This is a genomic window from Alishewanella sp. d11, from assembly GCF_049390205.1.
Lineage (GTDB): Bacteria > Pseudomonadota > Gammaproteobacteria > Enterobacterales > Alteromonadaceae > Alishewanella.
Genome location: NZ_CP186547.1, coordinates 3,463,254 through 3,485,059 on the forward strand (window position 1 = coordinate 3,463,254; position 21,806 = coordinate 3,485,059).

Annotated in this window: 13 protein-coding genes, 1 pseudogene and 1 riboswitch; of the genes and pseudogenes, 5 read left to right on the forward strand and 9 right to left on the reverse strand. The window is 47.0% G+C overall.

Annotation, left to right across the window (positions count from 1 at the left end):
- Positions 1 to 2: 2 nt before the first annotated feature.
- The 5 genes from thiS to ACO1PK_RS15520 form a co-directional block, all read right to left on the reverse strand.
- On the reverse strand, positions 3 to 203 hold the full coding sequence (gene thiS, locus ACO1PK_RS15500; RefSeq protein ID WP_189483496.1) for a sulfur carrier protein ThiS: 201 nt from the start codon (positions 201 to 203) through the stop codon (positions 3 to 5).
- 8 nt (positions 204 to 211) lie between these two features.
- Entirely contained in the window at positions 212 to 964 is a 753-nt protein-coding gene (locus tag ACO1PK_RS15505; RefSeq protein ID WP_423186504.1) for a HesA/MoeB/ThiF family protein, read from the reverse strand.
- Positions 952 to 2,682, reverse strand: coding sequence for a thiamine phosphate synthase (gene thiE / locus ACO1PK_RS15510; RefSeq protein ID WP_423186505.1), 1,731 nt, complete (start codon positions 2,680 to 2,682; stop codon positions 952 to 954). Before thiE ends, ACO1PK_RS15505 begins: the two co-directional genes overlap by 13 nt.
- Entirely contained in the window at positions 2,666 to 4,459 is a 1,794-nt protein-coding gene (thiC, locus tag ACO1PK_RS15515) for a phosphomethylpyrimidine synthase ThiC (RefSeq protein ID WP_423188235.1), read from the reverse strand. Before thiC ends, thiE begins: the two co-directional genes overlap by 17 nt.
- Before the next feature lie 329 nt (positions 4,460 to 4,788).
- Positions 4,789 to 4,901, reverse strand: a riboswitch (TPP riboswitch).
- 145 nt (positions 4,902 to 5,046) lie between these two features.
- Complete coding sequence (locus ACO1PK_RS15520; protein ID WP_423186506.1) at positions 5,047 to 7,752, reverse strand: putative bifunctional diguanylate cyclase/phosphodiesterase; 2,706 nt, start codon at positions 7,750 to 7,752, stop codon at positions 5,047 to 5,049.
- A gap of 218 nt (positions 7,753 to 7,970) precedes the next feature.
- Between ACO1PK_RS15520 and ACO1PK_RS15525 the strand changes: the two genes are divergently transcribed.
- The 5 genes from ACO1PK_RS15525 (at position 7,971) to ACO1PK_RS15545 (ending at position 17,556) form a co-directional block, all read left to right on the forward strand.
- The gene (locus ACO1PK_RS15525) at positions 7,971 to 9,905 is read left to right on the forward strand and encodes an exoribonuclease II (RefSeq protein ID WP_423186507.1); all 1,935 of its coding nucleotides are present in this window, start codon (positions 7,971 to 7,973) and stop codon (positions 9,903 to 9,905) included.
- 134 nt (positions 9,906 to 10,039) lie between these two features.
- Positions 10,040 to 11,230 (forward strand): glycerophosphodiester phosphodiesterase family protein, encoded by a 1,191-nt coding sequence (locus ACO1PK_RS15530; protein WP_423186508.1) that lies wholly within the window; start codon positions 10,040 to 10,042, stop codon positions 11,228 to 11,230.
- Positions 11,231 to 11,359: 129 nt separating this feature from the next.
- Positions 11,360 to 13,693 carry a TonB-dependent receptor domain-containing protein gene (locus tag ACO1PK_RS15535; protein WP_423186509.1) on the forward strand — a complete coding sequence of 778 codons (2,334 nt, stop codon included), beginning with the start codon at positions 11,360 to 11,362 and terminating at the stop codon, positions 13,691 to 13,693.
- 164 nt (positions 13,694 to 13,857) lie between these two features.
- Positions 13,858 to 16,182 (forward strand): TonB-dependent receptor, encoded by a 2,325-nt coding sequence (locus ACO1PK_RS15540; protein WP_423186510.1) that lies wholly within the window; start codon positions 13,858 to 13,860, stop codon positions 16,180 to 16,182.
- Positions 16,183 to 16,254: 72 nt separating this feature from the next.
- Positions 16,255 to 17,556 (forward strand): alpha/beta hydrolase family protein, encoded by a 1,302-nt coding sequence (locus tag ACO1PK_RS15545; RefSeq protein WP_423186511.1) that lies wholly within the window; start codon positions 16,255 to 16,257, stop codon positions 17,554 to 17,556.
- Positions 17,557 to 17,712: 156 nt separating this feature from the next.
- Here the strand turns inward: ACO1PK_RS15545 and ACO1PK_RS15550 are convergent, their stop codons facing one another.
- The 4 genes and pseudogenes from ACO1PK_RS15550 to ACO1PK_RS15565 all read right to left on the reverse strand — a co-directional run bounded on the left by ACO1PK_RS15550 (position 17,713) and on the right by ACO1PK_RS15565 (position 21,722).
- Complete coding sequence (locus ACO1PK_RS15550; RefSeq protein ID WP_423186512.1) at positions 17,713 to 19,419, reverse strand: alkaline phosphatase D family protein; 1,707 nt, start codon at positions 19,417 to 19,419, stop codon at positions 17,713 to 17,715.
- 101 nt (positions 19,420 to 19,520) lie between these two features.
- Positions 19,521 to 20,639: a serine hydrolase domain-containing protein gene (locus ACO1PK_RS15555; RefSeq protein ID WP_423186513.1), complete on the reverse strand. Its 1,119-nt coding sequence runs from the start codon at positions 20,637 to 20,639 to the stop codon at positions 19,521 to 19,523.
- Positions 20,640 to 20,799: 160 nt separating this feature from the next.
- A pseudogene (locus tag ACO1PK_RS15560) lies at positions 20,800 to 20,925 on the reverse strand (ACT domain-containing protein); the annotation flags it as partial.
- A gap of 242 nt (positions 20,926 to 21,167) precedes the next feature.
- A complete protein-coding gene (locus ACO1PK_RS15565) occupies positions 21,168 to 21,722 on the reverse strand; it encodes a type II secretion system protein GspG (protein WP_423186514.1) in 555 nt (184 codons plus the stop codon).
- Positions 21,723 to 21,806 lie beyond the last annotated feature (84 nt).

The window sequence follows — 21,806 nt, forward strand, 5'->3', positions numbered from 1 at the left end:
CACTAACCTCCTGCAATTGCAGTAAATAACATAATATTATCGCCCTCTTGCAGCGACTGACTGTCCCAGTGACTGCGCGGGATCACCTGTTGATTAATGGCTACGGCGATCCCGGCTCTTAGCTGTTGTTGACTGGCTAAAAATACCGCCAGCGTCGTCGGGCTACTCAGCGTATAAGGCTGTTGATTAAATTGGATTTGCATTTTTTATCTCATTCGTTAAGCGCACAAACTGGGCAATCGGGATCTTGTTGCAGCTGTAACTGACCACTCTGGCCCTGTAGACCATCAAAGTAGCGTAAATGGCCGAACGGAATCACACCGATATTTACTAGATACTGCAGCGCCAGCAGCGCTTGCTGGCAGGCCACCATGCCCACTAAAGGCCCCAAGATACCGCTTTGTAAACAGCTAGAGCTATCTTGCCAATCAGGGTATAAACACTGATAACAGCCCTGTCCTAGCCAAGGTTTAAGCGCCAATAATTGCCCTTGCCAGCCCGTCGCTGCGCCGCTGATCAGCGGCACCTGCTGCGTGTAACAGGCCTGATTAATGGCTAAACGGCTACTGGCGTTATCGGTGCAGTCCAGCACCAGATCCACCTCAGGCAATAGCGTTTGCAGCTGTGAGCGCATCAAACGCGTAGGTAAGGTACTAATAGCAATCTCCGGATTTTGGGCTGTTAAGCGCGCTTTGGCACAGTCAACTTTATGCAGCCCCACCTCGGCGCTGCTATACAGTAATTGTCTGGGTAGATTGCTTAAACTGACCCTGTCATCGTCCGCCAGCAGTAACTGCCCAACACCCGCCCCGGCTAAATAGGACGCGACCACGCTGCCTAAGCCGCCTAAACCGATAATCAACACCTTGCTAGCCAATAAGCGCTGCTGCTGCCGCTCATCCATCTCAGGCAGCAGTAGCTGTGCGCTATAGCGCAGCTGCTGAGCAGGTGTTAGTTCTGACATACTGCATCCACCTGAACGTTTACCTGTTCCAAACTGTTCGTTGCTAGCAGCGCTGGTGCTGATATCACTGGCTGCTCCTCAGTAAGCTGTGACAGTTGCGCTATTTCTTTCGCTTGCGTTATTTCTCTAGCCTGCGCTAGGCGCGCCATCATTTCTTGCGTGGCTTGCTCGGGTTCGGCCGCTTCGGTAATGGCCGTCACCACGGCAATGCTGTTGACACCGGTAGCTGCCACGGCCGACAACCGCTCGGCATTAATACCGCCAATCGCTACCGTTGGAAAAGGTGCCGCTAACTGCACATACTGCGCTAACCGCGCTAAACCTTGCGGCTTTGAGGGCATTTGCTTGGTTTTAGTCGGAAAAATATGGCCAAGCGCAATATAAGATGGCTGCAGGGCTTTGGCTCGCAATAGCTCGGCATAGCCATGGGTAGAGATGCCCAGCCGGATCCCCGCTTGCTGTAACGCATGCAGATCGGCAGTGGCTAAATCTTCCTGCCCCAAATGCACGCCATAGGCACCAAGCTGCAAGGCCAATTGCCAATGATCGTTAATAAACACTTGTGCTTGATACTGCTTGCCTAGCGCAATGGCTGCTGTGATCTCAGCAACCAGCTGTGCTGGATCTGCAGCAGCTTTAATCCGTAGCTGGATGGTTTTAATACCCAGCGGTAATAAGCGGGATAACCAAGCGACTGAATCAACGACTGGATAAAGCCCCATGTCTGGGTAAGTCAGCGGCGCAAAGGCTGCGGCAGTCGGTTGTAAATCCGTTAAGCTAGCGCCTTGATACAGCTGCTGCACCTGTGTCGTCGTTAGCCACACGGGAAAGTCATCGCTGGCGACGGGCAAAGACAGATGCTCTAAGGTGCCAGGGCCTTTACCGGTAGCATAAGCCGCTTGCAAACTACGATTTAAATACGCCTTGGCGAGCACAATGGCATCTGCTAGGGGATAGCCCAGCGCCAGCGCACTGGCAATAGCGCTCGCTAAGCTGCACCCCGTACCATGATTGTGTGGTGTCGCGATACGCGGACTGGCCAGCCAAGCTTGCAATGTCGCCGAGACCAGATAATCCAGTGCTAGGTGTTGACAACCACTGGCATGACCGCCTTTTACCAACACCGCAGCGACGCCCTGTGTTAACAGCGTTTGGGCGGCCGCGAGGATTTGCGCTGGCGATGCCACCGGCAAGCCGGTTAAAGCGGCTAACTCGGGTAAATTTGGCGTAAGCAAATGCGCATAGCGGTACAGCTCAGGCAAGCGAGTGCTGGCTTGCTGTCCTTTTAGCAACAAGCTGTCACCACAGCTGGCAATAAGTACCGGATCCATAATGATCGGTAGCGTTTTGGGTAAGGTTGCGAACAACTCGGCCAATTGCTGCTGTTGCTCCTGACTTGCCACTAAGCCTACTTTAATGGCCACTGGCGGTAAATCCGCTAGCAAGGTCTGCCACTGCGCTGCCAGCATCGCTGCTGATACCAGCTCAACCCGCGCCACTTCCACCGAACTCTGGGCGGTGATGGCGGTGATCAGGGTGCAAGCATGCACACCAAAAGCGCGCATGGTTAAGATATCCGCCTGAATACCGGCGCCCCCGCCGGAGTCCGAGCCAGCAATTGACCACACAATGGGCTTTTGAGCTGCAGGCAGTGACGATAACTCAGTCCCTTGAGTCGTTGCTGCAGTCAAGCGAGATGACTCAGAGTGTGGCTGCATAATCACGTACATCCTGAGTAATTTTCATTGAGCAGAACTTAGGGCCACACATGGAGCAAAAATGCGCACTCTTGTTAGACGCCTGCGGCAAGGTTTCATCGTGATATTTGCGCGCCGTTGCTGGATCTAATGCCAGATTAAACTGATCTTCCCAACGAAACTCAAAGCGCGCCTTCGACATCGCATTATCGCGAATTTGCGCGCCTGGATGCCCTTTGGCCAGATCGGCAGCGTGGGCAGCAATTTTGTAAGCAATCAGCCCCTGTTTAACATCTTCTTTATTGGGCAGACCCAAGTGTTCCTTCGGTGTTACGTAGCAGAGCATGGCACAGCCAAACCAACCGATAAAGGCCGCGCCAATGCCTGAGGTAAAATGATCATAGCCAGGTGCAATATCGGTAGTCAGTGGCCCCAAGGTATAAAATGGCGCTTCATGGCAGTGTTTTAGCTGCTCGTCCATATTTTGTTTAATCAAATGCATCGGCACATGGCCTGGGCCTTCAATCATTACCTGTACATCGTACTCCCAAGCAATTTTGGTTAGCTCCCCCAAGGTCGCCAGCTCGGAGAACTGTGCCTCATCGTTAGCGTCATAAATCGAGCCTGGACGCAGGCCGTCTCCTAACGACAACGACACATCGTAGGCGGCACAAATTTCGCAAATTTCCCGAAAATGCTCGTATAAGAAATTTTCGCGCTGATGCGTCAAACACCACTTCGCCATGATCGAGCCGCCGCGCGAAACAATCCCCGTTAAACGTTTGGCGGTCATTGGCACATAGGCCAGTAACACCCCGGCATGAATCGTAAAGTAATCAACGCCCTGCTCGGCTTGCTCTAACAAGGTATCGCGAAAAATCGGCCAGGTCAGATCTTCGGCCACACCTTTGACTTTTTCTAGCGCCTGATAAATCGGTACTGTGCCAATCGGCACGGGGCTATTACGGATAATCCAGCTGCGGGTTTGATGAATATCACGCCCCGTCGACAGATCCATCACCGTATCAGCGCCCCAACGGGTAGCCCACACCAGCTTTTCCACCTCTTCTTCAATGCTGGAGGTGACGGCCGAGTTACCGATATTGGCATTTACTTTGACCAAAAAATTGCGGCCGATAATCATCGGCTCGGCTTCAGGATGGTTAATATTGGCCGGAATAATGGCCCGGCCAGCCGCGACTTCGGCACGCACAAACTCGGGGGTAATATGCTCGGGTAAGGCGGCAGCATAAGGCTGCCCCGGATGTTGTTGCTTTAACAAGGCGCTTGTTACCTGATCGCGCCCCATATTCTCGCGAATAGCAATATATTCCATCTCAGGGGTAATGATGCCAGCACGGGCATAGTGCAATTGCGTGACAGTTTTGCCGGCCTGTGCTTTAAGGGGTTGGCGGTTTAAGCGATGCGGTACCGGCGCTTCCAGCTGTTGCTGCTGGCTAAAACGCGAGCTTAATCCGGACAACTGCTCGGTATCCTGCCGCTCTAAAATCCACGGTAAACGGACCGGTGCTAAGCCATCTTCAACACTGATGCGGGCTTGCGGATCGCCATAAGGCCCAGAGGTATCATATACCGGCACCGCTTCATTCGGCTCAGTGATCGGGGCTTCCGGCGTGCCGCCCAGTACGGTATCAGCCAGTAGAATTTGCCGCATAGCCACCTGAATATCCGGTCGCGTTCCTTGTAAGTAAAGACGGCGTGAATTGGGATAAGCCTCGCCCTGCAGTTCAGCAATAAAATCGCGGGCGGCTTGGCGTTGTAAACGGCGATTCGACACAGCTGCGTCTGCTGGAGTCTCTGCAGAAAATGGTTGTGCTGAAAATTGTGTTGAGGTTGAAGCTTCTGGAGCAAGTAAATCTGAAGTTGACATAGCAATCTCACCAAAGGTTAAGGGAAAATGCTTGTCAGGAGTGTTGGATAGGATTAGGCGATAACACAGGTTAACGAAGGCTGACCTAGTGTTTTACCCCAGTGTAAAAACTGCTGGTTGACTTACCGCTGCAGTCCCCTGAAATGCCATATAACTCACATTACTCACAAAAATAACATGGTAAATTGCATTATTGGGCAGCTAGCTAAAGTGCCATTGGCCTACACTAAGGTATCACTTAACCACTACTTGTTCCCTTCGCAGGTATTAGCCTGATCAGGTTCAACGGATCCCGCACTGCGGTCTCAGCTTTAAGGCATAATGCCTTAATGCACTCCGACAAGATGTAATTATTTACATAGCGTTGTTATGTAAATTGGTTTTTATAAAACCATAATTTGGCTGAAAAGAAAAGTAAGATTGGTATTTTAATTACAGCCGTTTAATGGTTTGCGTTAATCATCGTGCTAATAACGCACCCTACGTTGACAATATTAGCCAAGCCGTTGTTCACGTAAAAACACCAATAACTCAGGCAGTGGCATAGGGCGCGCATAAAAATACCCTTGCACCCTATCACAGCCTAATTCGCGACAAAGCTGCGCCATCTCTGGCGTTTCCACGCCTTCTATCACAACCGTTTTGCCAATTTCCTTACAGGTGCTGACGATCATTTCGACGATCTTACGTTGTTTTGTGTCCGCTAATAAATCTAGCGTAAAAGAACGATCTAGCTTTATGCTATCCGCGGGCAATCGATATAAATACGATAAGCTAGAGTACCCAGTACCAAAATCATCTAATGCCAGTAAACAACCTAATTGTTTAATCCGTTCAGGCAACAAAAAGGCATTAGTTTGGCCTTCAAGCAGTGCGCTTTCGGTTAGCTCAATACAAATACGCTGTGGCGGTATGTCAAAACGGGCAAATGCTTGCGCCAGAAAGCACACATAGTCGTAGCGGCGTAACTGTTGTGATGACACATTAATCGCTGCGCTTAACAGCGCTAATTCCGGTTGATCACGCAGATCTTTAAGAACGATTTCCGTAACCTGTTCCCCTAATTGAATAATTTGGCCGGTCTGCTCTGCAATGGGGATAAACTCCGCGGGGGAAATGTAGCGACCTTCGTCATGCCAGCGCACTAAACTCTCTAAGGCCACCACCTGTCCAGATCTAAAATCAATCACCGGTTGGTAAAATACCTGTAATTGATTCGCATCCAGCGCAGCCTGTAAACGATTTCGAATGGCCATTATTTTACGGTAATCATCCGCCATAACATGCTGATAAAAACGATAAGTATTGCCTCCCGCTTGTTTCGCATAGCTCATCGCGACATCGGCTAATTGCGTGAGTAACTGTGAGCTTTTACCTGTTTCGGTATTAATAACAATACCAATACTGGCTGTGACATAAACATTAAAGCCGGTTGAAGTACTGGGTGCGGCAATACTTTGCAATATGCTGACCGCTAAATGCTGTGCGTCCAAGGCATGGCAGCCAGGCAGATACACTAAAAACTCATCACCGCTAAAGCGCGCTAATAAGGTATCCTCTCCCACCAACAACCTGATCCTATTGGCAATTTCAGTTAATAATTTATCGCCTACGTCATGACCGAAGCTGTCATTAATCGGTTTAAAGCCATCTAAATCAATAAATATCATGGCTTCAGGTAAAGCGTTTTCAGCAGGCAGTCGCGGCTCTGCGGCTTGATAAAAAGCGTCGCGACGCAGTAAACCGGTAATATCATCGTACTTGGCTAAGGTCACCAGTTTTGCTTTCTCACGATGCAGTTGCCTAGTGCGATCTGCCGCTAAGATGAAAGTACAACAAAATACTAAAGCTACCCAAAGTACTACTTGATGCAAACGAGAACGCGCTTGTAACGCCTGAATATCACTGATAAAAACGTAAAAATGACGATCTTGCCAACGCTGATCATCAGGTGTCAATTTAAAGTAATAGCGGTATTTTGCTGTTAACTCGCTAAAGCTAGCCCGAGAAAAAACGTGTTCATCAACCGATAACAACACATCAGGTAAGACTTCCAGATAAATTCTGAGCTTGGCACCCTTATCAGAACGATCAGTCATTAACGCGTGCTGTAAGTTAATGAGTACAAGCACCGTTTTGATCTCATCTGCCGCAACTGAGACATATAACTTCCTCATTAAAAAAGGTTCATCAGTCTCTAAAGAACGCCCATTAGTTCCAAGCTGAGCGTCAGAATCCTTTTGCACTAACCAGTTTTGTAGAGTCGAACTGTTAAACAATCCCTGTTGATAAAATGCAGCCGCTTTGCCAGTCATAAAACGAGGTTGTAATTCCGAATCGAAAATAATAGCACCATGGATCAAATCATAATTTGTTGTCATATCTGCTAAATCGGCAGACATAAAATTCAAACGTTGCTCACTATCAATTCGTTGCCAACGGACATTGGCACTGGCTAGCAAGGTTTCGGCAAAGGTTAATTGAGAACGTACGCCACTGATCACACGCTCAGTTTTCTGTTGCGCAATGTGTGTTTCATATTTAATGTCATAAAGTGTCAAAGCAAACCACACTCCATAACCCGCTTGAAACATAATAATCGCAATTACGGTACTACGGGTAACGCCACCAGTAACGCTTAACTTAAAATGTTGCCGAAGCGCTAAAGCTATCCCCCCTGTGATAAACATCACTGGGATTAAAGAAGAACTAAACGGAGTTTGTGCAGAGTGAGGCAAAAAGGGGAACCACAGCGACAGTTGTAATAAACAGCCATAGACAAAAATAATCAAAGCAACAGATTGCCAAAGTAGCCGACTCAGTCTGCTCTGCAGCGGTATCAATAAACATGCCGCAGCCAAAATTGACAGCACAATGATGATCAAAATTGGAATGCCACTTAACTCATGGGCATGATTTACGCCATTTACACTTAGATGAAGCGCGATCAGCAGTAGCAACAGCCCACTACTGACTCTTAACTTATGCCATTGAAATACCACCGCTGAAAAACCGAGACTAAGTAAAGCACCGATTTTAACCAGTGTTACCGATAAGATAGGTAGCATCAAATCATTAAGAAACAGCTGCTCGATAATTCCAAGCAGCGCTACCATAATGAAAAAACCAGCAATAATCAGATAAAACGCTAATGCAGCTGAACGACTGATACTATCCTGCAGCTTAAATTGTCCAAACACCGTTACACCTTAATTAATTTACTTAGTTACTACATGGATAACTCAGGCTAAGTTTTTAATCAGCAATCGATGTTACCTGCAGTCGCGCGCATTTCGCAATCACAAATACGATTTATTTCCTTTTCTTTACACAAGCGCAATCAAGCTTGCATCACTACACTTGGCTTAGTACGCCTAACCCCGTATAGTGACGCCGTGAATTTATCAGGTACTCAAAAATGCTACAAAATAATCCGTTACTGGCGCAATTGAAACAGCAAATGCGCGAATCCTTGCCCACCAAAGAAGGTGTAGTCCGCGCTACCGCTAAAAGTTTTGGTTTTCTGGAAATTAATGATAAAGAAAGTATCTTTATCGCGCCCCCTCAGATGAAAAAAGTATTGCATGGTGACAAAGTCAGCGCCGTAATCAGCACGGTAGACGACAAAAGCCAAGCTGAACCACAAAAGCTGCTGCAAGCGGCGTTAACGCAATTTGTGGGCAGAGTAAAACGGCATAAGAATAAGCTGCAGGTAGTCCCTGATCATCCACAAATGCGCGAAGCATTAAAGGCGGCGCAGGCCAAAGACATGGCGGATAGCGTGTTAGAGGACGGCGATTGGGTTTTGGCTAACTTAACGCAGCACGCCTTAAGTGACGAACAATTCTTGGTTACGGTGACCGCCTTAATTGCCAAAGCGACCGATCCTGAAGCGCCATGGTGGGTGGTACTTGCTCGGCATCATTTAGCCAAAACAGCCCCCGCTACTGACGAGCCCTTAACGCTAACTGATACATTTCAGCGTACTGATCTAACTGCGCAGCCGTTTTTTACTATAGACAGTGAAAGCACTCAGGATATGGACGATGCAATCAGCATTCAAGCAACAGCTAGCGGCTGGCAGTTGCAAGTGGCTGTGGCAGATCCTGATGCCTATATCACAACAGACAGCCCCTTAGATCAGTTAGCGAAAGTCCGGGCTTACACCACGTATTTACCCGGCCGCAATATCCCGATGTTGCCACGCCAATTAGCGGACGAGCTGTGTTCTTTGCACCCAGCGCAACAGCGTCCAGCGTTATGTGTTACGCTGCAGATTGACCATCAAGGTAACGTAGTCGGCGAGCCGCACTTTGAATTGGCATGGATTTGCTCAAAAGCGCGTTTTAGTTACAACCAAGTCTCTGACTACATTGAGCAAAATGGCAACTGGCAACCAGAATCTGCCGAAATGGCCCAGCAGTTACAGGCACTGGCTGAACTGGCTGCGACTCGGCAGCAATGGCGCCAGCAGCATGCCATCGTCTTTCAAGACAAACCCGATTATCGTTTTGAATTGGCAAACGGCAAGCTTGTTGCCGTCCACGCTGAATACCGCCGAATTGCTAACCAAATGGTAGAGGAAGCAATGATTGCAGCTAATTTGGCCTGCGGTGAGTTTCTAGCAAGCCAGCTAGGTTTTGGTTTGTTTAATACACATAGTGGTTTTGAAGCCAGCAAGCTTAATGGGCTGACCGAGCTGTTAGCGAAAGCCGACTGCCCGATTGCTGCAGAGCAGTTCACTACTCTGACGGGCTATTGCCAATTGCGCCGCTGGTTGCAACAACAACCGACCAGTTATCTAGAAAATCGGATCCGTCGCTTTCAATCTTATGCGGCAATTAGCGTCGAGCCTGGTGCGCACTTTGGTATGGGGTTGCAACATTACGCTACCTGGACGTCGCCTATTCGCAAGTACAGTGATTTAGTCAATCAACGTTTAATCAAAGCGATCATTACCGCCCAGCCAGCAGACAAACCCAATGAGCAATTAACGCAACATCTGGCAGAGCAACGTAAAGTACAACGTAAAGCCGAACGGGACATTGCGGATTGGCTGTATACCGAGTATCTACAGCAATTTATTGGCAGTGAGCAAGGTTTTGTTGCAGAGATTATGGATATCAACCGCGCGGGGATCCGCGTGCGGTTAACCGAAATCGGTGCAACGGCTTTTATGCCGCTCAGTTTGCTGAGTTCAGAAAGCCAACCGCTTGTAGCAAATTGGGAAGAAGGTCGTTGTTATCAGGGTGAAACCAGCGTGTATGAACTAGGACAACCGCTAAAGGTACGGATTTTCAGTGTGGATACTGAAAACCAAGCTATTACGGTAACCTTAGCGACAACTGACTAATCGTTAACGATCTCATCTGCTGCCAAGCAGAGTGATGAACAAAGCGCCCTGATTTTACCCAGATCAGGGCTATGCCATCATAAAAATGTCATGTAGCAGCACTAGACTAAAATTTTTAACTACATGAAACGGCTATGTTATTACCTACCCTACTGTTATTGACCTTACCGCATGCTGAATTGGGTCCAAGACCCGCCTATTTAACCGATTTATTGCCCTCAGGCGATCTTAAGCATGCGCTGAGTCAATGTCTGCAGCAACCCGCACAGCGACATAATTTTTCCATTGGTCATCGTGGTGCACCGTTACAATTTCCAGAGCACAGTAAGGCTTCTTATTTAGCGGCTATCCGGATGGGCGCCGGTATCTTAGAATGTGACGTGACCTTTACAGCCGACAAACAATTGGTCTGCCGGCATGCCCAATGCGACTTACACCAAACTACCGATATCTTGCTAAGACCCGAGCTCGCAGCGAAATGTACCACCCCTTTTAGCCCGGCAAGTGGTGAACAACCCGCCACGGCAAACTGTTGTGCCTCAGATATTACAGTCGCTGAATACAAGAGCCTCTGTGCGAAAATGGATGGCGTTAATCCTGCGGCAACCACTGTTGTAGACTATGTCAACGGCAGCCCGGCTTGGCGTACCACTTTATATGCCCAATGCGCCGCGCCCTTGACGCACCAAGAAAGTATTGCGCTGTTTCAAGCGCATGGCGTGATGATGACCCCTGAGCTAAAAGCGCCAGAAGTTGAGATGCCCTATCAAGGCAACTATACGCAGCAAAATTATGCGCAGCAGCTTATTGATGAATATAAAGCCGCTGGCGTTACCCCAGATCAAGTCTGGCCGCAATCTTTTCATATTGAAGATATTCGTTATTGGCTAAAACACGAGCCGGAGTTTGCCAAACAAGCGGTATTTTTGGATGCGCGGGTTGAAGCTGACACTTATGACGCCAGTAAACCGCAGTTACTCATCCCCAGTTTTACTGAATTAAAAGCTGAAGGACTTAATATTATTGCACCGCCACTTTGGGCGCTAGTGACAGTAGAAAATGGCAATATTGTGCCTTCTGCGTATGCCAAAGCCGCCAAAGCGGCGGGTTTACACCTGATCACCTGGTCGTTAGAGCGCTCAGGCCCCTTAGCGAATGGTGGTGGTTGGTATTATCAATCTATTGCTGAGGTGACCAGTGATGATAGCGTGACACTGCAATTACTCGATGTGCTAGCCAGACAAGTTGGCGTGATCGGCGTATTTTCGGATTGGCCTGCAACGACCACTTTTTATGCTAACTGCATGTTACAACATAACAAATAACGTGAACATTTAATCTAAAAGACATTTTTCTGTAAGATTTACGTAATAAAAAATCTGCACACTAGCGCCGCGGCATGCTGGTTCAACCAGCATGCTAAAACAAAAACATAATCGCTAGTGGAGAATTCTGTGCAAACTTTTAAAGCCAACTTACTTACCTTAGCCGTGTTAAGCGCGATCAGCGTTCCAGCCTATGCGGAGCTGGCCAATCAGGCAGCTGAAAAAGAAGTAGAAGTGATTTCAGTTCTGGGTAAACGTGTTAGCTATGCCAACAACACCACCGATGAAGCAATGAAACTGGCTAAAGCGCCAATCGGTAACGTGATGGATCTAATTGATAACTTACCTGGTATTAATGTCGGTCAAGGTGATGCCTTCGGTGGTGATGATTACACCACAACAATTAGCATGCGTGGTTTTGTGATTGATCGCGCCGATCAGCAATTAGGTATTACAATTGATGGCATCCCAAATGGTGGCTCAGCCTATGCAGGCGGCAGTAAAGCCAACCGTTATTTAGATGTTGAAAACACCCGTTTGGTAGAAGTAGGTCAAGGTAGTGCCGATATTGCCTCAGCCTCGTTAGATGCACTAGGGGGTACCATCAACTTTGTTTCAGCTAACCCAGAGATGGAAGCTGGTGCACGCTTTGCATACACTAGCGGTAGCCATAATGCTCGTCGTTATTATGCTCGTTATGATAGCGGTGAAATCTTTGGTAATACCACCGCCTATTTTAGTCTGTCTGATAGCTTTAATAACCGCTGGATGGGTTCAGGCAGCAACGGTAATACCGATCGTTTACATGTTGAATTTAAGAGTGTTACCGAGCTGGAAAAAGGTCGTGTCACAGCACGTGTTTCTTATAACGATGCACACGAAGATAACTACCAACCCATTTCTTTAGCGCATTTCAAACGCACGCCACGTTGGGATGGCTTAACCACTAGCTGGACTGGCAACCCAGATAACGATCAGAACTATGCTGAAGCGTGGTCAACGCTGCGTGAAAATACCCTAGCCTACGTAAAAACAGAATGGTATTTATCTGACAACCTAGAGCTTGATGTTACGCCCTATTTGCATTTACAAAATGGTCGTGGTGACTGGTTACCGCCATTCCAAGTGTATGCGACTAACGCTAATGGTGATCGCATCAACCGTGGTAACGGCACCAGACGGGTAAACTATACCCACGTAGATGCGTCTGGCTTACCAATTCTAGACGGTAACAACAGCCAAGCGGGTGCTAAACGCGTATCTTCATATCGTCACACTCACTACGAGAAAACCCGGTTCGGTACCACAGCCAACCTAAGCTGGGAGCTGGGTAATCACCGTTTACGTACGGGTGTGTGGTTAGAGTCGCAAGAGCGTAACCAAACCCGTGATTGGCATGATGTGATCGATCCGCGTGTATCCTATGAGTTTAACAATCAACCTTATTGGGTGCAGTTTGATGACGACTACCAACATGATGTCACCAAGTTTTACCTACAAGACCAAATCAGTTTAGGCGACCTGCAATTAACTCTTGGCGTACAAAAGTATTTGGTTGAGCTGACACGCACTGATGATCTTAATGGTAAAGGCAAAGACAGCATTGATAGTGATTCAGACTGGTTACCCAGCGCTGGTTTAGTCTACCGTGTCAACGATAAAGTTGAAGTATTTGCTGGTTACTCGAAAAACTTTAAAGCGATTTCAGACAGTATTTTAGAGAATAAAAAGACGGCTGATCTGGCTAATTTAACGCCTGAAACCGCAACCAATATGGATCTTGGTATCCGTTATTTTGGTGAAAACTTTAGTTTCTCAAGTGCTATTTACAACGTGAAATTTAATGATCGCGTCGTGTTATTACGTTATGCCACTTCAGCCGACGGTACGCCAAACTACTTAGCGGCAGGTGACGGTAACTTTGATAACGTGGGGGGGGTAAAAGCGCGTGGTTTTGAAACCAGTTTTGATTGGCGTTTGCATCAAAATCTCAGCTTAACCAGTGCCATCACTTTTAACAGCGCAGAATATTCTGAAGATGTGTTAGCCAGCAAAACCACGCCTGCCGGTCAACCTGCGTTAGTTAAGGATTACCGTAAAGGCGATAAACTTGCCGGTATTCCAGAGAAAATGCTGTCTTTAGCGTTAAACTATAACGACGGTAACTATCGTGCTGGTTTATCAAGTAAATATGTTGCCAGTTATTTTGGGGCGGCTAAACACACCTTCGCCGCAGATGGGAGTGAAGTTTGGAATCGCGACGAGATCCCGACACATACCTTATTCAATGCCTATTTAGGTTACGAAAAAGCCTTAGATAACAGCAGCTTGTTCAGCGGCGTCGATTTAGCCTTTGTCATCAATAACCTGACCGACAAAAACTACATCACCGGTGGTAGCGAAGGCGCTTACTTGATTGGTGCTGGCCGCACGGCAAGCTTTACTGTGAGTTTAAATTTCTAATAGCTCCTATTAGCACGTAATGAACAAGGCCTGTCACGACAGGCCTTTTTACTAAAAAGCCATAAAACTGCAATCAAAATGTCAGCAAACAGTAAACAAATTGCCCACTTACTGTAATCTAGAGTGTTTACTTTAGTCCATCTCTTTGATGTAGGACTAAAAAAATGACGTATAACACTCAAAATAATTTTAAGAAAAGTACCTTAAGTGCGCTTATTTTAGCTTGTCTGGCTAATCACGCTGTTGCTGAAACGGCTAGCCTAGCAACCGAAGCCGATGTAGAACGTATCACCGTCACCACGCAAAAACGGGTGCAAGCCATTAAAGATGTACCGGTTACAGTATCAGCCTTCACTGGCGAAATGCTCGAGCAGCTTGGTATCCAAGATTTAGATGTGTTATCAGAAATTACCCCAGGCTTAGTGATTCAAGAACAAAGCCCAAATAACCCCGGCTTTGTGATCCGCGGTATCACCTCTGACAGTGGCTCTGCACAGGCAGCGCCGCGCGTTTCTGTGTATTACAACGGTACCGATATTTCTCGTTCACGCGGTTCGTATTTTGAACTGTTTGATATTGAGCGGGTTGAAGTAGTCAAAGGCCCGCAAGCTACGTTATTTGGTACTGCGGCCTCAGTAGGTGCCCTGAGCGTCACCACCAATAAACCACAAGAAGAATTTGAAGCGGCCATTAGTTTAGGCTTAGGTAATTTTGCGGCAAAAAATGCACAAGGCTTTTTAACAGGCGGTAGCCAGCAAGTTCAAGGCCGTTTAGCCTTTACTTATCGGGAGCGCGATGGCTATGTGAAAAATATCGCGGTCAATCAGCCAGACTTACACGGCATTGATCGGGTAGGTATTCGCCCTTCGTTACGGTTTACCCCCAATGACGATCTAACCCTTGATCTGGTGTATAACTACGAAAAAAATAACGATAGCGGTACCGCCTTTAAAAGCCGCCGCTTTGCGCCGACCGGCGGTGACACCAGCCCTTATAGTTTTGTTGAAGCCTCAGGTAGCCCACTTGCCGCGCAGGTTTTTGGTAAAAGTGACTTAGGTATTGAGCGTACTGTAAAAGATCTTAACCTCACCGTGAATTGGGAACTCAACGAACAGTGGCAATTAACCAGCATCAGTGCCAAACGCAGTTTTGACTCTTTGGAAGTGTTTGATGCTGATGGTACCCAAGCATGGTTCTTAGAATTTGCCGAAGATGCAACCGGTGATCAGGTAAGTCAGGAACTTCGCTTCAACTATAATAGCGATAAACTTAACAGCTTCTTTGGTGTCAGCTATTTCGATGAAGAAGGCTCACAGCGCGTACCTTTTAGCACCGAAGAATCGATCTATTTAAATTGTGTTGGCCAACTTGCTGCCCTTAACGTGCCTTGTATTAACCCTGATGGCAGCGTCACCGTATTAACCCCTGTGCTAACCCAAGGCCAAGCGCAAGTTTTACCTTATGCTGGCGTATTCCAGAACTTTGGTGAAAATACCGCCTATTCTGCTTTCGCCGATGTTAGCTATGCCTTCACTGACAAACTAGAAGTCAGCGCCGGTTTACGTTATGTCACGGAAGATAAAACCAGCCGTTATGCCTCAAACTTCCCGAATTCGGTGCTGGCACGGGTGCCATTATTACCGGTAGCATCAACCGGCGGCGCAATTTTTAGTGCTGACGACAGCTTTAGCAGTTGGTTACCTCGTTTTAATGCGCTCTATCGTTTAACTGCTAATGCAAACCTTTATGCCACTGTGTCCAAAGGCCGTCGCTCTGAAGTGATCGATGTGAGCTCTGCTAACAGCAGCGCTGGCACCATTCCAAGAGTGACCGAGATCCCCGCTGAAACTATCTGGAATTACGAAGCCGGTATAAAAGGCAATACGGAAAACAATCGCTTACGTTACGCCGTTTCAATGTTCTATCAGGATTATCAAAACTTCCAAGTCACCCTGCAAGATGATGCCGGTAACTTCTATACGGATAATGCGGGTAATGCTAAAAACATTGGTATCGAAGCTGAGTTTAAAGTTGGCCTTAGCGATGAGCTAGAGTGGTTTAGTAATCTGGCTTGGATTGATGCCAAAATTGATGATAACAGCAGTAATGGCGATCTGGCGGGTAATCGCTTCCGCTTACAGCCAGAATATACCCTTGGCACGGGCTTAATGTATTCGCGTGATTTAACGGCGGCGTATCGTCTAAATAGCTCAGTAATGTATACCTTCCGCAGCGATATCTTTTTTGAAGAAGATAATACACCAGTTGCGGGATTTGATGTCAGCCAAGCCGCGGTGCAGTTAACTAGCCTGCGTATTGGCCTAGAAAATACTCAGCAGAACTGGTCGGTTACCCTCTCTGCCAGTAACTTGTTCGATAAAGAGTACTTAGTGGATGCCGGTAACACCGGTGGCGCTTTCGGCTATCCAAGCTTTATTGCTGGCGCACCACGTTTTGTGGGCATTGAGTTCCGTAAAAGCTTTATGTAATTAACCTCGCTCACTGCGCACTCTCTGTAGAGAGTGCGCTTTTTCATTTTCAGCGTTTAAAATAGGTTTACTATGCGTTTATCCACCTTAGCCACCTTAATGTTCACTAGCGGTTTATTGACTCAAACACTTGCAGCAGAGCAACTTTATCTAAATCAGCCTGCAGCGGCCATTCCTAGTTTAGCCAATAGCGGCAACTATGCGGTGGGCGTAACGACCCTGACGATTGTCAATCCCGCTCAACTCGAACCCCTTACACAACAAATTGAAGATCGGCATTTAACCTTAGAAATTTGGTATCCAGCAGGCACTATTCCGGCAGACAGTAAAGCCGCCAGGTATGAGAATGTGACCAAAAGTCACCGCCCGTTTCAGATCCAAGGCGTGGCCTTTCGTGATGTCCCTACTGCCCAAGAGCAGCGCTATCCGCTTGTATTGCTATCACACGGTTATACCGGCTATCGTACTCTGATGTATTATCTGGGAGAACATCTGGCCTCACATGGCTATGTGGTTGCAGCTATTGATCATCCGCATTCCACTAATGCCGAAATTGACCAAAAAAATGCGCCTTTTCGTGGTTTTTTAAACACCCTATTTCATCGCTCACGCGATCAGCAATTTGTGCTGTCTTACTTTAAACAACAGCCAGAGGCACTCTCTGGCATTATTGACAGCCAAGCCGCGGCGGTTATTGGCTATTCTATGGGTGGTTATGGCGCTATTAATACTGTTGGCGGTTGTTTTAATTTTACGCCAGAAGGCATAAGTGCGCTGACCGGCCGACAAGATGCCGCCACTCAGCAAGCATTACAGCAAGCACTTAACAGCTGTGCCGGTGGTCAGTATCAAAATGTACAAGTCGATCCCGCCTGGAAAGCAGCAATTGCTATTGCACCTTGGGGCGGACAACACCGGTTATTTAATGCCGACGCCTTAGCCAATATTCACGTACCTATGCTGTATACCGCTGGTGATCAAGACGATGTGTCGGGCTACGAGGGCATGCAATGGTTATACGAGCAAACCGGTAGCCCAGCCAAATACCTACTGACGTTCCATCACGCCAGACATAATATCGCGCCGCACCCTGCCCCGAGCATTGCCCGTGAAACGCTAGTCGATTTTTCGCACTACCATGAGCCGAGTTGGTCAATTACCAACATTAACAACATAAACCGGCATTTTGCGCTAGCCATGCTGGATTGCCATGTCAAAGCCAAAGCCGAGCAATGTGCCTTTTTAGCCTTAAGTCCAACGCCCAATGCTGGCAAAACTAATGCGAACCAGCCAAGCGGTTGGCTAGGCTTTCCAGCGCGTTTTGATACCGGCTTATCTTGGCAGTATCAGCGCATCGCAAGCAAACCCCAATAGCGCTAACTTGCTTTTACTGCTGTAACTAAACTAAATAGCAAGGCTCCATACAAAACGCGCAGCATACACACTGCGCGTTTTTATTTTTCTTGCTGTATTTTTGCTAGCGATTTTACGTTACCAGTGGCATCACGCCTAAAACCCAACCGGCTTACCTTAGCCTTGAAATATCGCCTGATGCTGCGCCACCACTTGGTAAGTGTCGCTTAACACCGTATCAATAAAACGCCAATCACAGGCGACCTGCTCGTGGCTCACGGTAATTTGCATAAAACCGCGTTGATGTAAATTACACCACTGTAAATCAGTAATCAGCATTGAAAAAGCCTGGGCTAAGGCGCTGGCTTGCTCTGGGGCAATATTTAAATATTTTTCCATCCCGGGCGAGCTAACACTGGGTGTGGCAAACTCCACCCCAACTTGGCTTCCTTGTTGATCGGTTAACACACTGTGCCAAGCATTATGGGTATCACCAGCCAACACCACCAGCGGCTTATTTAAAGCTTTGGCCGTGGCATAAAGCTGCTCCCGCTCTCTTGGATAGCCATCCCACGCATCTAAGTTATAGGGCATTCGCTGGTTAAGCCTTGCCAAGTCACTCGCCTCAGGTGACTCACCCTGTTGCTGCGCTTGTAACACTCGCTGTTTCGCTGCAACCAGCTGTTGTAATCTCGCGGGCACTTGCTTTAGATCACGCACGGCAAGCAGCTCTGCCGGAATATGCATTTTGGCCATTAACACTTGCTGCCCCAATAACTGCCATTTGGCTTGCGACTGACTTAATTGCATGGTTAACCAGCTCAGCTGAGCCTGTCCTAACAAGTGGCGCTCAGCCGTGATATCGGCCTGAAACTGTGCAGCTGCAAAATCCCCTGTGGCACTATCCGTATAGTTTTTATAGGCCAGCTGCTGATCACGGGCAATCAGACGTGTGTCTAATAAGTGCAAACTTAACAAATCACCAAAGGTAAAACTGCGATAAATTTGCATGCTGTCTTCACCCAGCGGTGGCCGGATCGGCAACCATTCATAATACGCCTGCACCGCCGCCGTGCGGCGTACAAAAAAATCACCCTCTGTTTCAGGCTGATGATTCTGTGCGCCACTATGCCAAGTATCATTAGTAATTTCATGATCATCCCACACTAAGTACCAAGGCACAGCGGCATGCAATTGCTGCAGCGCGCTATCACTGCGATACAGCGCATAGCGCTTCCGATAATCCTGCAAACTCACGGTTTCAGTAGCATTATCTGCCGCTAAGGTGCGGCCTAAAGCGGCGGCATGTTCGGTTGCATAGCCATCAGCGGCATATTCATATAAGTAATCCCCTAAGTGAATAACCGCATCTAAATCGGCTTGTTTGGCGGCTTCGCGATACACATTAAAATAACCTGCAGGGTAATTTGAGCAGGAAAATACCGCCAATTTAACGGCTGTGTTACCGCGGGCAGCTAAGGTACGCGTGCGCCCGATGCTACTTTCCGAATTAGCGCCAATAAAACGGTAAAAGTAGCGCTGATCAGCAGTCAATTGCTGCACATCAATTTTCACCGTAAAGTCGCGCGCGGCAGAGCTTGTCACGTAACCACTGCGCACTATATCGGTAAAGGCAGCATCACGCGCCAGCTGCCAAGCTACCCGTACTTCGGTTAGCGCGGCATTTGTAGGTTGCGCCCGTGTCCATAAAATAATGGCGTCTTGTGTTGCATCCCCACTGGCAACGCCATGACTAAACATAACCGAGCTTAACTCAGCGGAATTGACTATGCTGCTACACCCTGTCAGCAAAGTAGAAACACTGGCCACAGCAAGCAGCGAAGCTGAGCATTTTAAAAAATCACGACGAGAAAACGGCGGCATGAGCTTACTCCGAATAAATAAAAATAGAGTAAATGCTTAATATTTCAAATTAATTACCGACAAATAATACTTCAATAATGAGTTAGCGCGTTAGCGATCGACTAAAATGAATTAAGAGGCAACTCTGCGCCTTCGCCAAGCAATATTGGCAGTATATGCTTTCTGCTAAGCTGATGGTGCGTAGCATTTTTATATTTATTGTCATGTGCATTGAGTAACAGAACGACTAAAAGATTTCGACTCGGAACAAATTGAATCAAAGCAGTATAGCCATAGTCGGTGCTGCCTCCCATCTGAATGATGGATTCACCACTGATTTCTACCTGCGCTAAACTCCCCAGCAACCAGCGTTCATTTGCTTTAGAAAAAGCTAAGTTTGACGCCCCTGCGGGGAAGATCGCTCCTTCTTTAAGTGCAGCAGACCAAATAGCTAAATCATCAATTGATGTAACCATACCACCGGCCCCAATGAGCGCCCAGCTTAAACCTTTTTCAAAAGTGGTACGGCCTTGGTCATCGCCGCCGTAGCCCCGAGCAAGCTTGCTTGAAGATACCCGTTGATCTTGATAGAAACCGGTATTACTCAAGTTTAGCGGAGTCAATAGATTGTACTGGACATAATCCTTAAATGGTTGTTCGCTCACTTTCTCTACGATAGCCGCCAACAAAGTATATCCAGCATTGGAATAAGCAATTTTCTCACCCGGCTTTGCAATTAACGGCATCGCTAAGATTCTGCGTTCAGCCTGAGCTTTATCCATCAATTCAAAGTCAGAATCATTATGAAAATTATCCAAGCCACTCGTATGTCCTAAAAGCTGTAAAATTGTTATTGGCTTTACGTCTTCAGGTGCATTTGGATAAAAATCGCCAATCGTGTCAACAAGCTGCAATTTTTGGCTGTGAATAAGTTGAAGAACCGCTGCTGCAGTAAATGTTTTTGCGATTGACCCCATATCAAAGATCGCGCTAGCAGTATTTTTCACATAACCTTCCCTGTCAGCATAACCATAAGCGCTTTTTAATAAGACAATGTTCCCTTGAGCAACCAGCACAAGCCCATCAAAAGTTCCGGCAATATGTTCTTGCTGAAGATCATAAGCCAAACTAGCCATTACGGCTTTATCTGACTGAACAATTGAAGATACATTGCGATGGCCAGATCCCACAGTACAACTTGAAAGTGCTAAGGCAAATATAAAAATGACTAGACGGTTCATAGTTTTCAAAAGTTACCTAACGCAAAGCTTTGGCGCAGCGGATTGACGTCGCAGCGTAAAAATACTGCGCGCTACAAATTCCTTTTGCACAGTTCTTAGCAACATAACTCAACCTTAAGCACTGAACTCTTCTAACGCTGAAAGTGCTGCTTCAGCGTTGCTACTTTGAACGAAAATATGGTCGTGATAATATTTGGCTATACGTACCATCAAACGACAATGCAGCCTTCTCTGCAACTGACTTTTCAAGAACCAAAGTCAAACCTTCAGATTCAGCAAATGTAGCTACTGGATTTAACTGAACATAGTCTGCAAGCTGACCTGAGACAGTACAAAATACAAACTCTGATTATACTAATTCGGGACTCATTGAACGTAGCAGTTCATCTAAACCTGTAATCCCTGACATATTAACATCCTCTTATATTGCTAACACCCACATAAGGGGCAGTAATACGTGGGCTAAAATAGGTGCGAAGCGACAGAGCCAACGTGTTACTATCCCAGCGAATCACCTTATTGTGTTTGTTATAAACCACTTTGGATTTGATAGTCAGCAACCAGTCCCACATTTTCTATTGGGGCAGGTAGCACATCGTCTGCCGTGTTAATTATTCCATCTCGACCGTATGCTCGGATATGGTATGAGCTTTCATCAATTAATTTATAGAAGTACAGTCTACCTTCGCTATTAACCAATGTAACGTCATGCAGAAATACCAATGAGTTTTCTGGTAAAGATGATTGGAGAATTTCAAGCGTTTCGGGATATTCCCCATTCTGTACTTTATAGAATTCGATTGCTTGAACAGCACTTGTCAATTGAGATTTGGCCATCTGATTTCTAAGGTCATCGTATACGCCCCCCTCTTGTACAAATCCGAAATAACCCAAAACACTATATAAGATAACTGTAAATAAAATGCCGCATAGACCAACTATTTTGAGTTTAGAGTGCTTTATGGCAAAGCCCCAGATTATCGCGACAAGACCAAATAAAACGCCTATTAAAGGAATAAATGACATTCCACCAATAACATATGCTAAACATCCAACTGGCTTCTGTTCTTCTTGAGTTTCCATACTACCTCCACACTTCTTGTGGTTTATAACGCCCGCATTTGCGGAAAATTGGAGCACTGCGGCAATAATTTCATTTCAATCTCG